Below are 18,222 nucleotides of genomic sequence, written 5' to 3' on the forward strand. Positions count from 1 at the left end.
TTTATGGTTGTGTGGTTACTCCCATTATAACACGAGTTGCTTTATGTGTCATTATTTTTTCCATGTGTTGCACTTATATTGTAAATCTATCCTATATAAATGTGATATATGCCAAATCCCGACAGCACACCTGTCGGGATTTTCCGTTTCAATTCGGACAAAATTTGATTACAAATAGTTACACTTATAACGCCTGTTTGCAAAACAACGTATTTTCGGGCATTTTCACCATATCGGTGCTTTTATAATTTACAGAGATTATCTTATTGTCACGTTGACAGGAAAAAAGTTTTGTTGTATAATTTACAGTGTATTATCATCGGCTGGTGTACAGCCGTGTTCTGAAAGGAAGTCGGTTATGGATTCTGACGGGTGTAATATTATATCCGCTGTTGTGAACAGCACTGCCAATGGCAGCAGTCTTACCGCAGGTATCATCATCTGCATTGTGCTTATTCTTATAAGGGCGTTCTTCACCTGCTGTGAAACCGCCTGCACCGAGATAAGCGACGGAAAGGTAAAAAGCTTTGAAAACGAAAAGGGCGGCAAGGGTCTGCTTTACAGGCTCCTTTCTCACCCAAGCGAGCTTATCTCCGCTTTCTCCGCACACCGCATACTTAATGCAGCAGTTCTCACCATAGCTGCCGAATGGACACTTTTTGCACCGTTTTACAGCTGCTTTGCAGGTCTTTTCCCTGCTGAGGGAATGTCTCTCCCCGCATTCATCATCACCGAGCTGCTTATAATCTTCTGCACGGTGCTTGCCGCCGAAGTTCTTGGCGGAAGCGTTCCTAAGAAGCTTATCAAGGATCCCGACAGCTTTGCAGTCCGCTGCACTCCTGCCGTTAAGCTCATATATGTGCTGATGAAGCCCTTTACCCTGATAAGCAGCCTTGCAGCCAGAATAGCGGCTGCCGCATCCGGCAACCCCTCCGAGGACGCTGACGCAGTTACCGAGGAAGAAATACGCCTTATGGTGGACGCAGGCAATGAAACAGGCTCTATCGAGTCCTCCGAGCGTGAGATGATAAACAACGTTTTTGAGTTTCATGAGCTGTCGGTCAGCGATGTTATGACCCACAGAACGGATATCGTTGCGGTGGATATAGATGCCGAGATATCGGAAGCGGTATATACAGCCATAAACAGCGGCTTTTCACGCATTCCCGTCTATAGAGACAATATAGATCACATAGAAGGCGTGATATACGTCAAGGATCTTCTGTGCCTTATAGGTACTCATTCATCTGAAAGCATGACACTGAAAAGCTTTCTGAGAGATGCGGCTTTCGTTCCCGAAAGCTGTATGTGCGGCGAGCTGTTCAAGCGCTTCACCGCCAAAAAGCTCCAGATGGCTGTTGCCGTTGACGAATACGGCGGCACTGCAGGTCTTGTCACCATGGAGGACTTGGTCGAGTCCATTGTGGGCAATATCCAGGACGAGTACGACAATGAGGCTGAGGAGATAACCAAAATATCCGACAATACCTATACCATAAGCGGCACCGCTGACGCTGCCGACGTTATGGAAACTCTGGGCGCTCCCCTGCCCGATGACAGCGAATACGACACAATGAGCGGATTTATCACCGACCTGCTGGGTCGTATCCCCGAGGACGGCGAGACCCCCTCTGTCATCTACAAAAACATCACCTTTACAGTGCTTCTGGCGGAAGATATGAGAATCGTCAGAATAAAAGCGGTAATAAATAAAGAAGAAAAGGAGATAGAAAAAAATGATGAGATCAGCAAAGAGCAGAAAGATTAGTGCGGTAATGGCATTCGTAATGTCTCTTTCCGTGCTGGCTACAGGCTGCCAGAAAACCAGTGAGGATACAGGCAAGCTCCCCTCTCTCGATGAGGTAAGCATAACCACCGCCGAGACCGAGGAAACAGACGTTCCCGAGGTAACTACCGTTCCCACCGAGACTACCACCGAAGCCACCACTACCACAGAAGTGACCACAGAGGAGACTGAGGAGACCACCGCTCCCACAGAGACCACTCCCGCCGAGACCTCCGCAGCAGAGACCTCCGAGACCAGTGCACAGACTTGGAGCGAGACCGAGATGTCCGCCACAATGTACGTTACCGAAAACTGCTACTCCAGAGAAAAGGCAATAATCGGCTCCACACCTATCTCCCAGCATTACGCAGGTGACACCGTTGAGGTCGTAGCCATCACCGACACCGAATACTATAAGCTTGCCGAGGGCGGATTTATCCACTCCGACTATCTTTCCGATACAAAGCCTGTTGTTACCACAGCAGCTACCACCGAGGCTCCCGCAGAGACCACAAAGTCCGACAGCGGAAACTCCGGTTCCGACAGCTCTTCTGACAGCGGTTCTTCCGAGAACTTCAACGCCGGCGGCGATCTTGATGATGCAAACTACAAGGTAAAGTCCTCCTCCAGATACGCTTATAAGCAGCTCAATGCTACCGAGCAGAAGCTCTATAACAACATCATTTCTTCCGTAAAGAGCCTGAGCAGCGTCGTTGACGTTCCCTCCGGTCTTACCACCGATGATGTTGTAAGAGTATATACCATCGTTTACAACAATGAGCCTCAGCTCTTCTGGATGGGCGGAAGCCTTTCCGCAGGCACATCAAGCGCAATCATCTCCTTCAAGACCTCCGACAAGAACGAGATAAAGGCAATGCAGAAGGAGATCGATTCCGCAGCTGCAAGCATCATCTCCAAGGCAAACAACTACAGCGGAACAGTTTCCAAGCTCAAGGTATTCTATGATTCAATCGTCCTCAAGAACGAGTTCAGCAAGTCCGATTCGGGATACAACTGCTCCATCTACAACGGCCTTACCGGCAACGGCGCTCTCCAGTGCGCAGGCTATGCAAAGAGCATACAGTACCTCTGCGACCTGGCAGGCATTGAAAGCACAGTTGTAGTGGGAACCGACAAGAACGACAACTCCCACGCATGGAACGTTGTTTACTGCGAGAACGGCTACTACAACCTGGACGCTACATGGGGCGACCCCATCAACCACTTTGATTCCAGCTACGTTCAGTACGAGTTCTTCCTCGTTCCCGATGCTTGGATACATAACATCACCCACTACAATGTAAATACCATGGTAAGAGGAAACGGCAACAAGATCCACCTTTTTGACCCTCCTGCCTGCACCAAGGAAGCATGCAACTACTTTGCAGCTTACAACAAGCTCTACAGCACCAAGTCCGAGGCTGAGTCCGCAATGTACGCAGCTATTGACGATGCAGCAGCCAACGGCAAGAACGTTGCCGAAATAAGAGTTACCGACAAGTCCATCTATGACACACTTATGAGCGACGATTACTTCAGAACATTCCAGAAGTACGCAAAGAAAAACCACTCCAACGTTACAAAGCTTATGAGACAGAGCTCCTTCACAGGCGGCGTTTACGTTGTACACTATGACCTGGTATATTAAAAGAGAAAAAGAACAATAAAAAGGAAGGTAATTTCAGAATGAATAAAAGAATAATGGCATTTGCAGCAGCTGTACTCATGGCAGCTTCCGTATTCACAGGCTGCGGCAGCAAGACTGAGGACGATGCTCAGGCGCAGACCTCCGTCAACGTTATCGAAAACGGCACCACTGCTCCCAGCGGCGAGGAAGTGACCACAGCCGAGGGCGGTTTCTCCGACCCCGCAGCTCAGCTGGGCGTTGAGACACAGCCCGGCGATGTTCCTCCCGAGGACGCCGAAAATCAGGAGACCACTCTCCCTCCCAACCACGAAGAGATCATCAACATGATCCAGAACGGCGGCGGTACAGTCACCACCAAGGCTCCCATTCTCAAGGAGTACAACGTTGACTGCACTACCCGCTACGGCTATAATCAGCTGAACGATGCCGAAAAGGAGCTTTACAAGCAGATACTCGAAGCTGCAAACTCCATCAGAACAAGCCTGAGAGTTGACGACAGCGTTACCGATGAAATGTGGATAAAGGTTTACGGCTGCGTATATATGCAGGAGCCTCAGCTTTTCTGGCTCTCCTCCAAGAAGGTATCAAAGGGCAAGCTCTGGTACTGGGAGATAGACCCCGAGCTTATCGCTTCCATGCAGAAGGAGATCGACGCCACAGTCGGCAAGATACTTGCAGAGGCTGACGGCAAGTCCGATTACGAAAAGCTCAAGGTATTCCACGATTACATCGCACTCAACAACAACTTCGTCAAGGAGTCGGGATACAACCAGACCATCTACGGCGGCTTTGTAAACGGTGAGATACAGTGCGAGGGCTACGCAAAGTGCATTCAGTACCTCTGCGACCTTACAGGCATCGAGAGCACCGTTGTTGTAGGCACAAACGAGTCTGGAGACTCCCACGCATGGAACGTTGTAAAGGTTGACGGCAAGTGGTACAACCTGGACACCACCTGGGACGACCCCATTCTCTCCAACGTTGTCAAGACCAATATCAGATACAGATACTTCCTCGTTCCCGACGAGTGGATACACAACAAGTCCCACTTCAATGTAAACAAGAAGACCACAGGAACTCAGGTGACTTATTTCACTCCTCCTGCCTGCACATCTGACGATATGAACTACTTTAAGGTAACAAAGCAGCTCTATTCAGATGAAGCTTCCGCAGACACCGCTCTCAGAGCAAAGCTTAAGGAATGCGCTGCAAGCAACACAAGAGCTGTTGAGATAAGAGTCACAAGCCAGGCTGTATATGACGCTGTTACCAAGAACCTGAAGGATTACGCTTCATGGATAAAGAGCGAAAACTCTGCGGTAACATCCGTTTCCTCCAACTGCGACCCCAACACACTGGTGATCGAGCTTGACCTGAGCTTCTGATAGCTGAAAATTACGGAGACGGCATGAAAACACACCAACGAATTGTTATCGGCGCACTGCTGTTTGTGCTGACGCTCCCGAATCTGTCAGGCTGCTCAAGAATTAACGAGGACTATTCATTGTCCGAGACCGTTACTTCTGCGGGCAGCCTGTCTGCTATTACGGGCAATGACCGGCGGTATATCTACTACAGCTCACTTTCACCAAAGGAGCAGCAGATGTATGATATCCTGCAAAATGCAGCGGAGAATTTTCAGCCTCAGGCGGTGTTCCCCGAAAAGCTCCCGCCCGAAACGCTGAAAAAGCTGTTCCTGGCAGTGTATTATCAGGAGAATATCTTCTGGCTCACCAGTAAGTTCTACCGCCCCGACAGTGACAGCGACACTCTGCGGCTCACCTATCGGTATGACGAGGAGACCACTCATCAGATGCAGGCGGATATCGGTAAAACATCGTGGGAAATTTCCTCAGTCTTTGATGAAAGCACATCTGACTACGAAAAGCTGAAAGCCTTTCATGACTACATTGTCCTGAACTGCACCTTTTCCGATGATGAAAATACGGATACCACCCTGTACGGCGCTCTCTGCGGCGGATATTCCATGTGCGAGGGCTATGCAGCAGCATTCAATCTCCTTTGCCAAAAGTCGGATATCCCCTGCGTCACCGTAACGGGAACAGGCTCGGACGGCGCTTCCCACGCATGGAACAAGGTAATGCTGGATGGAGAGTGGTACAACGTTGACTGCACATGGGACGACCCCATACTCGACCCGCCCGACGAAAATTTTATCCGTCACTACTATTTTCTGGTAAGCGACAAGGATATTGAGGGCATTACCCATTTCCCCGACAATACGTACTTTTCATATCCGGAATGCAGTTCCGACAACAACTATTTCAGGCGTGAGGGACTGTATGCAGATTCTGCCGACAGCGGCATAGCACTGCTGTCATCAGCTGCGGCAGATGCAATTTCAGCAGGGCTTACCGATGCGGAAATAAGATTTGCCGATGAAAAAGCGTATTATTCCGCCAAGACAGCACTTTTTGACAGAAAAAAGATACGGCAGGTACTGGAATATGCGGACAGCCGGGCAGATAAGCCTGCCGGCAAAACGGTGATGACCAACAAGTACGTCCGCTACTGCAATGACAGCCTGCTGATAATCCATATAACGATGATCTGCGAAGATACAAGGTAAATGCAATGATAAAAAGAAAAAGAAATGCCGCTGTCATAGCCGCTGCACTTATGGCGGCAACGATGCTGGGCGGCTGCGACACAAACGATAACACTCCGCTTCCCACCGATACCGTAACCGAAACTCAGGCGGAAACATCTGTAACAACTGCAACAACAGTCAGTGAAAAGCCGCAGGAGACCGCTGTTTCCGATAGTACCGAGACTGTGGCAGAGACCACTGTGCCGGAAAGCACTGCCGCTAACGAAACACCCGAAACAACAGTTTCGGAAAGCGAAGCTCAGGAAGAAACATCTGAAACTACCACTGTAAGCATCGCCGTTGAATCGGAGACCGTTTCGGAAGAATCAACGGAAAAAGATATGGACTGGTCAAGCTCAGCCATAGCCTTTTCCGCTGCGGGCAATCCCGTATATTTCCCCGCAAACGGCGAAAAAAGCCCCTACACAGACAGAAAGACCATCGACCACCCCTACAGCTATTACACCCTGAACGACAGGCATCAGAAAATATACGACGAGCTTGTAACAGCCCTGCTTGACTGCGAAAGCAGCATAAAGTTCAGCTATTACGACGAAGTAACCTTCGATGACCTTTTCAGCATTTATCAGCTTATCTACAACGATGAATACAGGCTTTTCTACATCTCTCCCACCATCGAATACACACAGGACAAGACCACAGGCTTTGTGACCCAGATGCGCCTGCTCTACAATTATGACGCCGATGTTATCGCCGACATGAAAGCGGAGATCGAGGAGGAAGCTGAAAAGATACTTTCCCAAATAACCCCCGACATGAGCGATTATGAGATAGTAAAGCTTTTCCACGACTCTGTTATAATCTCCTGCAAATATTCGGGCGAGGCTGAAAATCCCAACACCATTTATGGCTGCCTTGTGGATAAGGAAGCCCTTTGCCAGGCGTATTCCCAGACATTTACCTATCTGTGCCACCGTGCAGGCATAAAAACGCTGGTGGTGCTGGGCGTTGCCAACGAGCCGCATATGTGGAACATCGTGGAGATGGGCGGCGATTATTATCACATCGACCTTACCTGGGATGACCCCGACAGATCACGCAATCCCGACTCGGTGCGCTATGATTATTTCGGACTTACCGACGAGCGCATAAGAGAGCTTCGTCAGGTAGATGACTATGAGTATGAAGTTCCCGCCGCAAACGGCACAAAATATCAGTATTACAGCTACAATGACCTTGTTGCCGCCGATACGGAGGAAGCCAAGGCAATAATCACCCGTGAAGCCCTCAAAGCCGCAGAAAACGGCAGCTCAACAGTTCAGTTCATGTGCGCAGACAGCGAAGCATTTGACGAAATAACCTCAGCCCTTTTCAGCAATGCGCAGGGCAACGTCATAACTGTTCTGGAAGCGGCAAAGAAGCAGGCTGCAAGGCTTTTCAACACCGAATCCGTTTACCACAACAGCAACGAAAATACCCTCACCGTAAAAATATTCCTTGATTACCTTGATTGACCACGGAGGCTCCCGAGATGCAAAGCAGCGGTATCTACAACAGAATAAAGCTGATACTGGCAGCGGGCATTGCCATTGTTCTGTCTGCCTGCTCCCGGGAAGAAGTCCCCAACACAGGTGACGTGAGCTACACTATCATCTCAGGCGGAACCGCTGTGACCACGGAAGCTCCCACCGAGACCGAGGATATCTACGCCGATGTTTCCGATACGAAGCTGTATATTCCCGAACACATGGTCACAAAATACGCTTCCCTCGATTACGACAAGCGTATGCAGGACGTTTACGATGACGTGGTGGATACCATGCAGAATTTCCGCACCAAATCCTACGTCCCCCTGACCATAAGCACCGAGGACTACGTTAAGGTGCTGGAAACAGTCCGCTGCGAACAGCTGATGCTATTCTATCTCCAGAACCGCTACGCAGGGGATTTTGACAGCACGGTGCAGACCTATGAGATGAACTTCTCGTATAAGTACAGCATAAAAGAAGTAAACATCATGCTTATGGAAACGGAAAAGGCGGCAAAGGAGATAATGACCCTCACCGACCCGTCCATGTCCGATTATGAAAAGCTGAAAATTTTCCACGATTACCTTGTGCTCAACGTGGAAAGCTCCACCGATGACCCCACTGCCGATTCTATCTATGGCGCTCTTGTAAATAAAAAAGCCCTCTGCGAGGGATATGCAAAGGCGTTCTCCTACTTGTGCAATCTGGCAGGGATAGAAAATATGATAGTCACAGGCTATACGGACGTTGACCATATGTGGAACATGGTAAAGCTGGAGGGCAAGTGGTATCACATAGACGTGGGCTGGGACAAGCCCTCGGCGGCGCTGTCGGAAAGATATCCCGACATGGTGCTGTACCAGTATTTCCTCTCGGAAGACTCGATAATGGAAAACAACCGCATCATAAGCAATATGCTCTGCGACCCGCCTGTGGCGGACAGCTCCGATATGTACTACTTCAACGTGGAAAACAAGTATGCCGAGACCTACGATCAGGCGCTGAAGATAATAGAGCAGTCCTGCCGCCGCTGCATAGATTCGGGAGAAAAGTATTTCATGATAAAGCTTGACTCCTCAAATCTGTATCTGCAAACCACCTCCGACCTGATAAAGCCCGACAGCGAGGGCGTGACGGACATTGACAGGATAGTCCGCTCCCTTAATTTCAAGGGGCAGATAAGCTATATTGACTATTACAAGGCTTATCGGATAATCATATTTGTATTGGAATAAGCGCTCTATGGGTCTCATAGAGCGCTTTTTTATAATCTTATGAGAAAAGTAAGAAAAGCGCACAAATTAAAAAAGCAGCACAAATGAGAGCAAGGCAAAGGTCAACTGGGGACGGAGCCATCTGGTCGTCCTCCGCAGAGGTAAACTACGTTTACCTGCTAAATCCGTTTGATGGCGGACAAAATAATCAAGTTGGTGACGCAATTTAATGCACATTCTTACAAATTTGCTCACTAATTAGCTAAAGAACGCCAGATAAAAAAACGGAGCGAAGCCCAAACCCATAAACATAGCTATAGAAAAGAGTGCAAATAAACGAAAGGGGTTCGGTCTCCGGCGGCAAGCAAAATGTAGGGGGATAAAAAACGGTAGGGAATAGGGGTGTAAGGAAGAGGAGTGCAGAGGAGAAACCATCAGGGGAAGGGGAACGCCGTTTTTTGCCCTTGCTTTAGTTTCCTCTTCCCCCTGGTGGTGTCTCCTTTGCATTCGGTACGGAATTTATAAAAATGGAAAGTGTATTTGACCGTACCTGCGCCTTACGACGGAAACTGAAACGCAATTTCAAGCCGCCTGCATCAAACAGTTCCAGATTTATTTGAAATGAAACTTTTACTCTGCTTAATTTTGAATTTTCGGTGCAGGCGGCTTTGGGGATTATTTATCTATCTGCTGACGGTTTAATCATTTATTCCGCTCGCAAACGGATGTCGTCCTCTGCGGAGGACAACAAGGAGGCTCTGCCCTCAGTTGACCCCCTAAACCCTTTACCATGCTCTCATTTGTGCGGCTTTTCTTATTTGCCCCACACCTGAAAAATCGCTCCCTGAAACGTAAATCCAGAGAGCGATCTTTATATATTCGACATTATATTCATCATAGGTATCAGAACCGTAAGCATCATGATACCCGCCGCTGCGGTGAGTATCACCGTCAATATAGGCTCTGCCGAGTTGATGATCCTATTGATTCGTGCGTCCGCTTCTTCCGTAAGTCGGGCGCTTATTTTCTGCCATGCTGAGTCAAAAGAGCCTGAGCCGTATGATATCCGCAGTGTCCGTGAATAAAATACAGGCAGCAGCTCCGTCTGCTCCAATGCGTCCGAAAACGGAACGTCATTCATTAACAGCTCTGCGCATTTTTCTATCTGCTCGTTCACCCACTTGTCCGATGATATCCCCTTTACGCTGCAAAGTGCCTCCGCAGGGGCAATGCCGCTGTTTATCATCATGCTGATGGCGTTTGCGAACTGCGCCGATGCTATGGTCCGTGAGGCAGTTTTGGTAAATGGCATCATTGAGATAAAGCCCGATGAAAAGCTTTCCTTTTTCGCTTTCCAGATAATGAACATCACTCCCGCCGCAAGCAAAAGCACCGCACATATAATAAGCATCACTGTGCCTGCCGCCGATGATATCCTTACGCTCCTGCCGATAACACGGTATATCTCAGGGTCAAAGTCGGAGAATATCTGTGCAAACATTGGCAGCACTTTAAGGGTAAGCACCGCAATGACAACTGCCGTCACTGCCAGCATTATAAGGGGCGAGACCACTGCACTGCGCATTTTCTCTCCCAGCTGAGCTTCACGCTCGTAATATTCGGACAGTTCTTTCAGCGCCTCGTCCAGCTTGCCAGACATTTCCCCTGCCATGACCGCCTTTATGCAGTAGCGTGGAAATGCTCCCGTTTCTTCAAGAGCGGCATAAAAGGGCCTTTCCATTGAAAGGGAATTTGTCACCGCCTTGAGCAGCTCTATTGCCTCGGGAGAGCTGTCCTTCATCTCCGATGTGATAACGGTAAGCCCGTCATATATGGGAACGCCCGAATCCAGTATCACCGCCGCCTGATAGCAAAAGTATGACACCTCATCGGCAGTCAGCGGACGTATTTTTTTTGACATATTATTCCCCCTTTCGCATATCAGTAATAGTAAACAGCGGAATAGCCGTCCTTGTCGGACATATATTCAGCTGCATCGCTCTTGTTGTCGGCGCTGGCGTAGAATGTGGGGTCAAGCAGATTCCACTTGTTTTTCTCGATGAACAAGTCCAGCGTGACCCAGCCTGTTTCCTTTGTATAGACCTCGTTCCATGCGTGGTACATATTTCCCTGAACGTAACCCATGACCAGCTTTGTGGGTATGGACTGCGAGCGGCACATCGCCGCAAAAAGGGACGCATAGTCAAAGCAGATGCCAGTGCCCTTGGCAAGAGTGCTGTCGGGGTCGGGGATATATCCGCTCTTTACCGATGCCGCCAGCTGCTTATCATACGAGATGTTGTCGGTGACATATTTAAATATGGCGGCGATCTTTTCAGCATCACTGTCACAGCCTGCGCAAAGCTCCGCAGCCTTTTTAACGCAGTTATCCGACTGGCTGAAGCTGATGTACTGGGAGGGCAGAAGATATGGGCTGAAATCGGAAACCTCTGCCGAAAAGCTTTCGTCAAGGGCAATGGCATAGGTCTTGCCCGATATATTTTCCAGCACCTTTACGTTATATTCGCCGCTGCCCGACTGCAGTGGATATACTGCGCTGCCTGAAAGTCCGTAGTCATAAACATTATCCCCCATAGTTATTCTAACCTTAACGTTGCTGCACGAGCCTTTGTAGCTCACCTGCACAACACCGCTGGCGGCATCGGATATATCCACGGAAGCAATGTCATTTTCCAGGGTTTTTGCCCCTGTAAAGTTGCCTGTGGCAATTTTGGGAACAGTCACTTTTACAGGCTTCTCCTCTGCGCTGCTTGTCTTGGCGGAGGAAAATGTGACAGTCTCGCTGCGGATATCATATGCCGCAGTTTCACTGCTTTCGGCAGTGGTTTGCATTTCTGGCGGAAATGTGGTTTCTGATGTTTCGGAAGTCTCTTCGGAAATTTCTGCGGATATCTCAGAGGATATTTCCGACATGATTTCACTTTCCGATATGCTTTCTTCCGAAACGGGATATTCCTCCGTAAGTATCTCACGGGCGGTAGTTTCGTCAATTATCTCCGTGGCAGATGTTTCTGCAGAAGTTAAAGCTGCTTCCGATAAGACATCGCTGTTATCAGCTTCGCCGCATGAGCATAAAAGAAGCGCAGCCGCAAGCACGGCAATTTTCTTTACCTGCATATTGACTGCGCCTCCTTTAAAAAGCAGTGATACTGCATAAATGCAGTATCACCTGTTTGTATTATTCCATCTTATCAATAAATTCAAATCTGGGCTTGATGTTGCCGTGGTCATTTACGTCCTCAAGGAACATTTTGAGGGGGCGTACCCAGACCTTGGGCTTGTCGTATATCTGCATATACACTACCTGCTCTTCATAGGTCTCATGGTCATGAGCCACGTTCAGAACAACATAGTCGCCGCCCTTGAAATGCTTGTAATGGCCGCCGATAACGATTTTCCTGCCCTCGGGTATTCCTGCGGAGGGTGTGCCCTTGGGAGCTTCCTCCTTTACAGGCGCAGGCTCTGCCTTTACCTGTTCAACAGGCTTTTCCTCAGCCTTGGGAGCCTGGATCTCAACAGGTGCGGGCTTTGCTTCCTCAGCCTTTGCAGCTTCTTCCTTTACGGGAGCAGGAGTATTTGCGTCAACAAGGATAACGGAATGGTTCTTGGGAACAGTTACCCTTGCACAGCCGCCGCTTACATCGTAGTGCTTGCCTGTAAGGCGGTCTGCCAGACGGGCATAGTGAGTGCCAACGTTAAAGGTATAGTCACCGTCGCTGATGTTAAGTCCGATATAGACCACCTGACCGTCCAGCTCACGCTGATAAAGGAAGGTCTGGTTTTTCAGCTCCAGCTTCTTGTAAGAGCCTGACTGTAGTGCGGGGAACTGGCTCCTGATAGCGCCCAGCTCGCAGATATGCTCGAAAAGGGTATCATCTCTGCCGGGGATATCGTCCAGTTCAAGGCAGGGACGGATAGCCATATCCGCATCTGCGCCATTGCCCTTTGCACCCTTGATGCCGAACTCACTTCCGTAATAAACGGAGGGCACGCCGTACATGGTGTAAAGCAGAGTATAGCAGCAGTATATCCTGTCGTAATCTCTCAGATTGCTTGCCAGACGGGCAACGTCGTGATTATCCACAAAGTTGTACATATAGATATTGCCGTACTGACCAAGCTGATACTCGATAGAATGTGCGATCTCAAAGTAGTTGCGGTCGTTGTGGGAGGAATAAATTCCCTTGTAGCACTGGTAATTGGTAACGCAGTCAAACATTTCGGGATTTGCCCAGCGGCGGTAGTCGCCGTGGATTATCTCGCCCATGAGCCAGAAATCGGGCTTCATGCTTCTTGTAAAGCTATGTATGCGCTTGATAAAGTCATTGTCAAGGCAATCTGCGGCATCAAAGCGAATACCGTCGATATCCCATGTTTCTATCCACATTTTGACAGCGTTCAGCAGATATTCAACGACCTCGTTGTTTCTCAGGTTCAGCTTTACCAGGTCATAGCAGTTGTTCCATCCCTCGTACCAGAAGCCGTCATTATAAGCGGTGTTGCCGCCGAAATTAAGGTTGCAGAACCAGCCGCAGTATCTTGAACGCTCACGGTTGAGCTTAACGTCCTTAAAAGCAAAATGCTCTCTTCCTACGTGGTTGAAAACGCCGTCAAGGATTATCTTTATGCCGTTTTCGTGGAGAGCCTTGCAGACTTCTGTGAAATCCTCGTTTGTGCCCAGACGTGCATCTATCTTGGTGTAGTCGGAGGTATCATAGCCATGAGCCGCAGACTCGAAAACAGGGCCGAGATAAACGGCATTTATGCTCATTGCCTTAAGGTGGGGTATCCACTCTATTATCTTCTTTATCCTGTGTACCTCGCCCGAGAACTCGTCACGGGTGCGCTCGCAGCCGCAGAAGCCCAGAGGGTAGATGTGATAAATAGCAGACTTTTTGATCCATTCGGGAGAATTTGACATGATAATATCAGTCCTTTCAAATATAGGCTCGAAAGGAGACAGCCCGTCTCCTTTCTCATTCTTATACATTATATCACACAATCGTCATTTTGACAATAGCATATTTATACAAACTGCATAATGCACAACAATGTCAAAAAAATTTTGTCACCGCATATCCCCATTTCTGCGATTATAAGGCAGCATATGGGAAAATATAATAATTATGATAATACATTCTATGAAAGGAGATCTCCTTGAAACAGAATATAAAAAAGTATTTTTTTCCCTGCCTGCTGCTGTTCATTGCCCTGTGCCTGCTGCTGCGGCCCGAGCTGCTGTTGTCGCTGTGGCATAAGCTGTGGGGAGCGGCAGTGCCTGTTGTTCTGGGGATAATATTTGCGGCGGTCATTGACCCTGCCGTATGCACATTTGAAAAAGCGCTGGGCAGGCTGCTCAAAAAACCGTTAAAGGGCAATGGGGGGCGTTTTCTTTCCATAACCCTTGTATATCTGCTGATAGCTGCGGTGTTCTCGGCGGTGGTGTGGATAGTCATTCCCCGCCTTATAGACAGCGCCGCCCTTTTTGCAGGCAGCATTGACGGCTATTACCGTGACCTGCGGCTGCGGTATGACAGCTCTCAGGAAGCATCATGGCTCATAACATGGCTCGACAAGCTGCTGGACTATGCCTCCGACAAGCTCCCCGACCTTTTCGGCAGAACATTCAGCGCCACTGCCGATTTCCTGAAAAGTGCGGCAAATGTGCTGCTGGGACTGGTGCTTTCCGTCTATTTTCTTGCAGGAAAAGAGCATATACTTGATTTTATCCGCAGCGGGGCAAGGTCGGCAATGTCCCCCGAAAGCTTCAGGAAAGCGGCCCGGGTAATATCCGCCGTCAACTGCTCACTGGTGAACTTCATCAGCGGTCAGCTGACGGAAGCAGTGGTGCTGGGAACGCTCTGCTTCTGCGGAATGGTGGTGCTGGGCTTTGAATATCCCCTGCTCATAAGCACGATAATCGGCGTAACGGCGCTTATCCCCGTGGCAGGAGCGTTTATCGGAGCGATACCCTCAGCTCTGGTGCTGTTTCTGGTAAAGCCCTCATCTGCACTGTGGTTCATCGTGTTCATAATCGTGCTCCAGCAGCTTGAAAACAACCTTATCTATCCCAAAGTCGTGGGAAAAAGCGTGGGAATGCCCTCGGTGCTCATACTCATCGCCATAATCGCAGGGGCGGAGCTGGGCGGTGCGGCAGGCATAATGCTTGGTATCCCTCTGCTTTCGGCAGTGTATATGCTCGTTAAGGAGAGCATTGAGGAAAAGGCTTAACCGTACTTTATCTTCTGCGGGATAATTGACATTGCAGATCATAAATGTTATAATATTAAAAACAGCGTTTTCAAAAGGAGGACGCCATATGAAAATAAAAGTATCAATCATCACCGCACTGTGCCTTGCCCTCATGCTATCGGGCTGCGCAGGCAATAACGATTCCCCTGACGAAACATCCGAAACAACGGCAGCGGAAACAACCGTGCAGGCATCTGACGAAACAGCGTCCGAAACTGCCGTTTCGGAGGAAACCACCGCACCCGAAACAAAGTTCACCACAAGCAATAAACCAAGCGAAAACACTTGCCCAATCGAAGGTCAGTGGGTAATGAGCGGCGCAGAAGACGGCGCACATTTTACAGTTGACAGCAAATGGAACTATACCGCATATTATGACGGCGGCGCTGTGGAGTCACAGGGAACAGTGACTTTTGACGGCAGCACCTACACATTTTCCGATGAAAACGGCGAGTTTGCGTCATTCTTCCTCAGTTCCCCCACACGCCTGAGCATGAACAGCCGCCTGAATATATCCTACCTGCGCATGGACAACGTTATGATGGGCATTCGTGACATCTGCGGCACATGGTACGAGGACGGAAACGCCGATAACAATACCCTTACGCTTTACTCCAACGGCGACTGGGAATACACCGCCCCCGACGGAACCGTCACCGCAGAGGGCACATTCAACATCATAAGCGGCGATCCCTCGGATATTGCCGTCGAGCTTACCGCAGACAATATCGCCGCAGACGTGTATCTGAACGATAGCGTTTTATCCGCAAGCATATTTGACGATACCCTCGGCGGAAAGCGTGAAGCACAGTTCACCCGTGAATTTGACGAAAGCTCCGTTGATGTACCCGTGCTTATGAACGGCGTGCGCTACACAGGAATGACCCCGGAACGGAACGATTCGGGCTACAAGGGCGGATATTTCTACGCTGACAAGACCCAGGACGGGGCAACCGTTATATCAAACGTGTGCATCAATACTGCCGAACTTACGGGCGACAATGACGATGAGCTTATGCTTGCCGCCGCAAAGGATATCAGCGGAAGCGAGTGCGAGGGCTATACAGCAGCGCTTGACGATACGCTTACCGCACATTTCGGCTATGATACATATATCGCAAAGTTCAGTGCAGACGGCAGCGACTGGTACATGATGATGTTCAGCGCATATGACAATATCTATGCTTTTTCCTTTGCGGTAAAATCGGATTTTTCTGACGGAATGTATGATGTATTTTATTCCAGCGCACAGATGACGGAGCTTTCCGAGCCAACTGCCGTGGGATAATAAAAAGGCATTGAACCCTGTGCAAATAAACATAAATGCGGACAAATAAGTAAGTCCACTTAACGAAAAAGGCTGCTGCATCTTGTGCAACAGCCTTTTTGTTATTCACTCTCAAACTTATATCCGCCTATGACCCTTACCGCTCCCGTTGCGTCGTTTGCGGTAAAGATATTGCCAAACCCGCAGGAGGCAAGGATATTTTTCACGTCCTCCGCCTGCTCCGAGCCTATCTCAAATATCATAAGTCCGTCTGCGGCAAGCACCTCGCTCCACAGCCTTGCTATAACACGATAGAACTGCAGACCGTCAACGCCGCCGTACAGCGCCTTATGCGGTTCAAAGGTAACTTCCTTTTGCAGCTCTGCCATTTCCCGCTCCGTGAGATAAGGTGGATTTGATACGATGCAGTCGATGTTTATATACTCGTCAGGCTCCTCGGGGTCACGGAAATTTTCCATGATAGCTCCGTTCATCACGTCCCCACGCAGCAGCTTCACATTTGCACCGTTGCTCTTTACGTTTTCCGCAAGATACGGGAATGCGTCCCCCGAAAGCTCCACCGCATACACGTCTGAGCCTTCAAGCTCCTTTGCCAGCGTTACCGCAATGCACCCGCTGCCGCTGCAAAGGTCGATGATACTGTGCTTTTCCGACTTTGAAAGGCGTTTCAGCACCTCTTCCACCAGCACCTCGGTATCGGGTCGGGGGATAAGCACGCCCTCGCCTACCTTGAACTGCCTGCCGAAGAACTCCCACTGCCCCAGAATATACTGCAGCGGATAGCCCTCAGCACGCTTTTCTGCGGCGCTTATCACTTTTTTGGCAATGTCCTCAGAAACTTCATTTTCGGGGTGGATAAGGCAATTTTCACGGGTAATGCCGCCCATATCCTCCATAATGCATAACTTGTCGAAGCTTTTGTCGGGGATATCCTTTAAAATGTCATCTAATTTTTTTGAAAGCTGTGTAACGGTCATATTTTCTTCCTTTTATCTGTTTTTTTGCCCATGCAGTATGCGCCTGCACCTATAAGAGCGGACAATGCCATAACAGCCGCCGCATATGAGCGGTTTCCTGTATTGGGTAAGCAGCCGTCTGCGGTGTCCCCGTCGGGGATATCCTCAGCAGGAACTTCCTGTTTCCACTCTTCAACTGTGTGACCAACATAACTGACAGTCTTTTCTGCCATGTTGATTATCCAGTATTTTGTGCCTATCATGCCTGTAACATACTTTCCGTCAACATATGCCATATCCTCAAAATTCACATCGAACTGAAATCTTGCAAGCTCTTCATCGGCTGACAGGTCATATTCTGCCAATGTGTTGTTATCTGCGGGAAAATCATCGGGAGAGGTCGGCTCATAAACACCAACCTCCCAGCCGGTGCTGTTATCCTTCCAATAGTACAGAATAAACTCGGAGCCGTCCTCGGTATTTACATTGATAACGTCGCTGTAGTCGATAGCATCATCTGTGTCATATTCCTCAGAAATGCAGTTGTAGCCCACGTACTGAACTGTCTGAGCTTTCACATCGACCACATAATACTTATCGCCCTCTATGCTGATTACGGGATATTCCATATTTCCGCAGCTGAAGCCGTAATCTATGGGAAAGCAATAGGAATCGTCATAATTTGCGTCAAAATAGCTGTAAAATGTATCGGGATCGCAGTTCGCAAGTGTCGGGTCTATGGCTTCGGGAAAGTCAAAGGGGGAAGTGGGGTCGGTAAAAACAATATCATAGCTCAGCCTGCCGTCCTTGACGGTAACAGTTCCCGCCGAGCCGTCAGCCATAGTCGCTTCAAAGGTGCAGTCATCATATGCTCCCGCCGAAATGCCGAAAGCAGATGTTATCATTATTGCGGTCATTGCCATAACAGATGCTGTGTGTTTCATCGTCATTCTCCT

At 49.1% G+C, this 18,222-nt stretch carries 13 protein-coding genes; 8 read left to right on the top strand and 5 right to left on the bottom strand.

The window, feature by feature from the left end:
- Nucleotides 1-358 precede the first annotated feature (358 nt).
- The 6 genes from OCV68_RS09275 to OCV68_RS09300 are packed head-to-tail and all read left to right on the top strand — an operon-like array spanning nt 359 to nt 8,770.
- Nucleotides 359-1,768 carry a hemolysin family protein gene (locus tag OCV68_RS09275; protein ID WP_262572149.1) on the top strand — a complete coding sequence of 470 codons (1,410 nt, stop codon included), beginning with the start codon at nt 359-361 and terminating at the stop codon, nt 1,766-1,768.
- On the top strand, nt 1,737-3,434 hold the full coding sequence (locus tag OCV68_RS09280) for a transglutaminase domain-containing protein (RefSeq protein ID WP_262572150.1): 1,698 nt from the start codon (nt 1,737-1,739) through the stop codon (nt 3,432-3,434). The genes OCV68_RS09275 and OCV68_RS09280 overlap by 32 nt, the downstream gene beginning before the upstream one ends.
- Nucleotides 3,435-3,472: 38 nt before the next feature.
- Nucleotides 3,473-4,819: a transglutaminase domain-containing protein gene (locus OCV68_RS09285; RefSeq protein ID WP_262572151.1), complete on the top strand. Its 1,347-nt coding sequence runs from the start codon at nt 3,473-3,475 to the stop codon at nt 4,817-4,819.
- A 23-nt stretch (nt 4,820-4,842) separates the two neighbouring features.
- Nucleotides 4,843-6,024, top strand: coding sequence for a transglutaminase domain-containing protein (locus OCV68_RS09290; RefSeq protein WP_022475243.1), 1,182 nt, complete (start codon nt 4,843-4,845; stop codon nt 6,022-6,024).
- A 5-nt stretch (nt 6,025-6,029) separates the two neighbouring features.
- Nucleotides 6,030-7,520, top strand: coding sequence for a transglutaminase domain-containing protein (locus OCV68_RS09295; RefSeq protein ID WP_262572153.1), 1,491 nt, complete (start codon nt 6,030-6,032; stop codon nt 7,518-7,520).
- 17 nt (nt 7,521-7,537) lie between these two features.
- Nucleotides 7,538-8,770 (top strand): transglutaminase domain-containing protein, encoded by a 1,233-nt coding sequence (locus tag OCV68_RS09300; RefSeq protein ID WP_262572155.1) that lies wholly within the window; start codon nt 7,538-7,540, stop codon nt 8,768-8,770.
- An 850-nt stretch (nt 8,771-9,620) separates the two neighbouring features.
- On the opposite strand, the gene OCV68_RS09305 is transcribed toward OCV68_RS09300, so the two are convergent.
- The 3 genes from OCV68_RS09305 to OCV68_RS09315 all read right to left on the bottom strand — a co-directional run bounded on the left by OCV68_RS09305 (nt 9,621) and on the right by OCV68_RS09315 (nt 13,691).
- Nucleotides 9,621-10,670, bottom strand: a complete 1,050-nt coding sequence (locus tag OCV68_RS09305) for a type II secretion system F family protein (protein WP_262572157.1) — start codon at nt 10,668-10,670, stop codon at nt 9,621-9,623.
- A gap of 20 nt (nt 10,671-10,690) precedes the next feature.
- A complete protein-coding gene (locus OCV68_RS09310; RefSeq protein WP_262572159.1) occupies nt 10,691-11,887 on the bottom strand; it encodes a transglutaminase-like domain-containing protein in 1,197 nt (398 codons plus the stop codon).
- Between the two features lie 61 nt (nt 11,888-11,948).
- Nucleotides 11,949-13,691: a DUF1653 domain-containing protein gene (locus OCV68_RS09315; protein WP_262572161.1), complete on the bottom strand. Its 1,743-nt coding sequence runs from the start codon at nt 13,689-13,691 to the stop codon at nt 11,949-11,951.
- 236 nt (nt 13,692-13,927) lie between these two features.
- Between OCV68_RS09315 and OCV68_RS09320 the strand changes: the two genes are divergently transcribed.
- Both OCV68_RS09320 and OCV68_RS09325 read left to right on the top strand, forming a co-directional pair.
- Nucleotides 13,928-15,001 carry an AI-2E family transporter gene (locus tag OCV68_RS09320; RefSeq protein WP_262572162.1) on the top strand — a complete coding sequence of 358 codons (1,074 nt, stop codon included), beginning with the start codon at nt 13,928-13,930 and terminating at the stop codon, nt 14,999-15,001.
- 88 nt (nt 15,002-15,089) lie between these two features.
- Nucleotides 15,090-16,310 carry a hypothetical protein gene (locus OCV68_RS09325; protein ID WP_262572163.1) on the top strand — a complete coding sequence of 407 codons (1,221 nt, stop codon included), beginning with the start codon at nt 15,090-15,092 and terminating at the stop codon, nt 16,308-16,310.
- Between the two features lie 101 nt (nt 16,311-16,411).
- On the opposite strand, the gene prmC is transcribed toward OCV68_RS09325, so the two are convergent.
- The gene (prmC, locus tag OCV68_RS09330) at nt 16,412-17,287 is read right to left on the bottom strand and encodes a peptide chain release factor N(5)-glutamine methyltransferase (RefSeq protein ID WP_262572164.1); all 876 of its coding nucleotides are present in this window, start codon (nt 17,285-17,287) and stop codon (nt 16,412-16,414) included.
- Nucleotides 17,284-18,210: a hypothetical protein gene (locus OCV68_RS09335; RefSeq protein ID WP_262572183.1), complete on the bottom strand. Its 927-nt coding sequence runs from the start codon at nt 18,208-18,210 to the stop codon at nt 17,284-17,286. The genes prmC and OCV68_RS09335 overlap by 4 nt, the downstream gene beginning before the upstream one ends.
- Nucleotides 18,211-18,222 lie beyond the last annotated feature (12 nt).

Origin of the sequence: Huintestinicola butyrica, from assembly GCF_025567215.1 — a bacterium.
Lineage (GTDB): Bacteria > Bacillota > Clostridia > Oscillospirales > Ruminococcaceae > Huintestinicola > Huintestinicola butyrica.